This is a genomic window from Mesorhizobium sp. M7A.F.Ca.CA.004.12.1.1, assembly GCF_003997835.1.
GTDB lineage: Bacteria > Pseudomonadota > Alphaproteobacteria > Rhizobiales > Rhizobiaceae > Mesorhizobium.
This window is the reverse complement of sequence record NZ_RZRK01000668.1, coordinates 1-3,450: the sequence shown is the minus strand read 5'-3', so window position 1 is coordinate 3,450 and position 3,450 is coordinate 1. Positions and strand designations below refer to the sequence as shown.

The 3,450-nt window shown below is 64.0% G+C and carries 3 protein-coding genes; 1 reads left to right on the top strand and 2 read right to left on the bottom strand.

Going from position 1 to position 3,450, the window contains the following annotated elements:
- Positions 1-133: 133 nt before the first annotated feature.
- Positions 134-1,960: an ABC transporter ATP-binding protein/permease gene (locus EN984_RS27325; RefSeq protein ID WP_127268372.1), complete on the bottom strand. Its 1,827-nt coding sequence runs from the start codon at positions 1,958-1,960 to the stop codon at positions 134-136.
- A 132-nt stretch (positions 1,961-2,092) separates the two neighbouring features.
- The gene (locus EN984_RS27320) at positions 2,093-2,875 is read right to left on the bottom strand and encodes a methyltransferase domain-containing protein (protein WP_127268371.1); all 783 of its coding nucleotides are present in this window, start codon (positions 2,873-2,875) and stop codon (positions 2,093-2,095) included.
- Positions 2,876-3,012: 137 nt separating this feature from the next.
- On the opposite strand from EN984_RS27320, the gene EN984_RS27315 reads away from it, so the two are divergent.
- The coding region (locus EN984_RS27315; protein WP_127384090.1) for an MBL fold metallo-hydrolase at positions 3,013-3,450 on the top strand (438 nt) is incomplete at its 3' end.

The following is a 3,450-nucleotide window of genomic DNA, read 5'->3' as shown; positions in this document are numbered from 1 at the left end:
AGCCTGGGCGCAGGCAAGACAGGCAAGCAGGCGAAGAGCATCAAGCATGGCCGTCGCCAGGGTTGTTCTCCCGAAGAGCTTCCCTCGCGATCGCGGCAAAATAAAGCTCTGCTTCCCTCGCTCGGATATCAGCTCATTTCTTGCGGCGGGCGGCGACTGGCGGCGGTTCTATCGCGCCGGCCCTGACGCGGGCGGGCTTCAGGGCTGGCGCACCGGAATCCTTGACGATCGTCAACGCGCGCGGGAAGAAGTGGTTGTTGTGCTGGCCGCGCCCGATGTTGAGGATCGCTGTCCCCGGCAAACGCTTCTCGAGCATCGACAGCACGCGTCTTAGCGATGGGCCGTCGAACGCATCCAGCGCCTCATCGATGATCACCCATTTCGGCTGCCGCAACGCGAGCCTGGCGAAGGCCAGCGAGCGTTGTTCGTCATCGCCCAACTCATGGTCCCAACGCCCGGCACGGTCGAGCGATGAGGATAGCCGTCCCAGACCGACCTCGGCCAGCACCGCCGAAATGTCGGCATCGTTCGCCGGCGCGGGCCCGTTCGGGTGATCGAGGACTTCGCGCAACGTGCCGACCGGAAAATAAGGCACGCGCGGCACGAATATGGGGGTTTCTCCCGACGGCAGGCCGATCCGGCCGCTTCCCCATGGCCACAGGCCGGCAATGGCACGAAAGAACAGCGTCTTGCCCGCACCGGGGTCGCCGGTGATCATGACGCGCTCGCCGGGGCGGATTTCGACATGCGGATCGGCGAGTCTGGTGCAACCCTCCGGCGAGGTCACTTCGAGCTTCTCGAAAGTCAGGCTGCCATTGACGTTTTGGCCGAAGGCAATGCGCTTTTCCGTGTCATGCAGCGCATCGGTTTCATCGAGCGCGATGCGGAAATCGGCCACGCGCATCAGCGTGGCGCGCCAATCGGCGATGCTGCCGATGTTGTTGATGAACCAGCGCAAGGAAGAGTGGACCTGGTTGAAGGCGCCGACCGCCATCATCAGCCCGCCAAAGCTGATATCACCTGAGAAATAGACCGGCGAAGCGACCAGTATGGGCGCCACGACGGTGATCCAGCCATAGGTGTCGGTCACCCAGGACAGGTTGATCTGGGCGGTGTAGATGCGCCGCATGGCGCCCAGCACCGTGCCGAGATCGAGTTCGAGCCGCCGCCTTGCGTCGGCCTCGCCGTGATACAACGCAATGGCATCGACGTTCTCGTTGACGCGCACCATCGAGGAGCGCAGCTCGGCTTCGCGTGTATAGCGGTCGCTGTTCAGGCGGATGAGCGGGCGCCCGACCAGCCAGCTCAGCCAGGAGGCGATGCCGGCGTAAAGGATAGCGGCCCAGACCATGTAGCCCGGTATGGCCAGCGAGGTCCCGCCGATGTGGAACACGAAGCCCGAGGACAGCTCCCACAGCACCCCGACGAAGGACACGAGCAGAATGCACGACTGCAGCAGCCCGACGCCGAGATCGGTTGACAGGTCGGACAGATGCGCGGCGTCCTGCTGCATGCGCTGGTCGGGATTGACGCCGATGGCGCCGGCATTGGCCAACCGGAAGGCGCGCGCCGGCCGCATCCACTGATCGATCAGATCCAGCGTCAGCGCCTCGCGCAGTTTGAGCCTGATCATCTGGTTGAGCCAGGTCTGGCCGATATTGAGCACCAGCAGCCCGCCGGCGATCATCGCGAAGACGAGGAGCTGGTGCAGGAAGGCCGCCATGTCGCGGCGCGAAAGCGCATCGTAGAAAGGCTGGTTCCAGCGGTTGAGCAGAACCTGGCCGATCGACGTTGCGATGATCACGGCCATGATGCCGACCGATGTCCACAGCAACCATTTGCGAACCGGCGATCGCGCCAGTGCCCGCCGGATCGTCGCCACCTGATCGCGCAGGCTGCTGGCTTCAACCGCCACGGCAACCGGATGAACGGCGGCGGCATTGTCCGGTTGATCAGCCATGGCCGAGGTCCTTGCGTCAGTGCTGAAACCGGATGGAGAAACTTGACAGGCGTTTGTATGGGCTGCCGGATGGGCTGTCGGTCCGCTTGCGACAGATAGGCAGGGAAACGAGGTCAGGCACGTTTGCCGTGATCACGAAGCCGTCACCCGCGCAGCCGAGGGCTTGGCATCGGCTTTGCGACGGCCAAGCCGGGTGGCGCCATGCGGCGACAGCACCGGCACGAAGACGCGGCGCGAGGCGCGCTGGACGACGGGCACGCCTTGATAGAGCCGTTTCTGCGCCTCGACGACGATGACGCCGGAAAAGATCGGCCACAGCCGCCGGCCGGCGCGCTCCAGCACATTGTGGAAGCGCATCATGAAACGGCGCTTCGACGGCGGAAAGAACAGCGCATCGGACCAGGCGGCGGGCGTAAAATTGGCCTCGCGCAGCAATTCGGTGAGCTGGCCGCGCGAAAAGGGCCGGCCATTGCCGAATGGGGTGTGCTCGAAGCGCGCCCAGACACCGCGCCGGTTGGGCACGACGATGACCACCCGGCCAGCCGGCGACAGCACGCGCCAGATCTCGTTCAGCGTCTCACGCGGGTTCTCGACATGTTCGAGCGAATGGACGAGCAGCATGCGGTCGATGCAGGAATCGACCAGCGGCAGTTCCTCGTCGAAGACCAGTGCCGTCGCCGTCGGCCCTGTCGCCGGCCACACCACCGCGCCTTGCGTTGCCGGCATGAAGGCAAAGACCCGCTCGGCATCGGTGCCGAACCGCTCCAGCCAGGGCAAGGTGTAACCCAGACCAACCAGCCGCTCGTTGGGCACGACCGCCCATATCGACGACAACGCCATGGTGATCGAACGCTCGGCGAACCGGCCGAGCGTTGTCGAATAGAAGGAGCGAAGATCGACGATGTCGGAATGCATGGCAGGGATGTAGCCGTGATATCGGCGGGTTTCAACAAAAGGCCGCGACGACCCGACATTCCGAGATGTCATTCGACATCCGGGATGACATCCACGCGCCGGCGCCCTATGTCTGCGGCCATAAACGGAGAGATGCGATGCCGGTCGAAATCGAACAGTTCATGTGCCGCAGCGACAATTTCGGCGTGCTGGTGCATGATCCCAAAAGCGGCCAGACCGCGATCATCGACGCGCCCGAGGAAGCGCCTATCCTGGCAGCGATAAAGCGCACCGGCTGGACGCCGACGACGATCCTGACCACGCATCATCACATGGATCACGTCGAGGCCAATCTGGCGCTGAAGGAGCGCTTCAAGCTGCGCATCGTCGGCCCGGAAGCGGAAAAGGCCAAGATCCCCGGCATCGACGAGACCGTCGAAGACGGCTCGGTTCTCCATCTTGGCGATGAAAAGATCGAAGTCATCGCCACGCCCGGCCACACCGCCGGCCACGTTTCCTACTATTTGCCGGTTTCGGGTGTGGCGTTCACCGCCGACACGCTGTTTGCGCTGGGTTGCGGACGGCTGTTCGAATGC